General features: G+C 68.9%; 1 pseudogene. It reads left to right on the top strand.

The annotated features are described in order from the left end of the window. Positions 1 to 740 (top strand): annotated as a pseudogene (gene vgrG1b, locus HMPREF3014_RS04810) (type VI secretion system spike protein VgrG1b); the annotation flags it as partial.

Raw genomic sequence — 740 nt, 5'->3', positions numbered from 1 at the left:
CTGAGCCGCTCCTACCGCGAGTGGGAATACTGCGTGCAGTACCGCGAGACCAGTTTCGACTTCGTCAGCCGGCTGATGGAGCAGGAAGGCATCTACTACTGGTTCCGCCACGAGCAGAGCCGCCACATCCTGGTGCTCTCCGACGCCTACGGCGCGCACCAGAGCCCGCCGAACTACGCCAGCGTGCCCTACTACCCGCCGACCCTGGAACAGCGCGAGCGCGACCATTTCTACGACTGGCACATGGCGCGCGAGGTGCAGTCCGGCTCACTGAGCCTCAACGACTACGACTTCCAGCGTCCCGGCGCGCGCCTGGAGGTGCGTTCGAACATCGCCCGGCCGCACGCGGCGGCCGACTACCCGCTGTACGACTATCCCGGCGAATACGTGCAGAGCCAGGACGGCGAGCAGTACGCGCGGACCCGCATCGAAGCCTTGCAGGCGCGCTACGAACGGGTGCGCCTGCGCGGCCGCGCCCGCGGCCTGGGTTCGGGCCACCTGTTCAAGCTCAGCGGCTACCCGCGCGAGGACCAGAACCGCGAGTACCTGGTGGTCGGCGCCGAGTACCGGGTGGTCCAGGAACTCTACGAGACCGGCGGCGGCGGGGTCGGCGCGCAGTTCGAGAGCGAGCTGGACTGCATCGATGCCGGCCAGGCCTACCGCCCCTTGCCGACCACTCCGCTGCCGATCGTCCGTGGCCCGCAGACTGCGGTGGTGGTCGGGCCCAAGGGCGAGGAGAT

The organism is Pseudomonas sp. HMSC065H01, from assembly GCF_001815235.1.
Taxonomy (GTDB): Bacteria; Pseudomonadota; Gammaproteobacteria; order Pseudomonadales; family Pseudomonadaceae; genus Pseudomonas; species Pseudomonas aeruginosa.
The sequence above is the reverse complement of the archived record's forward strand: the minus strand, read 5'-3'. Positions and strand labels throughout refer to the sequence as shown.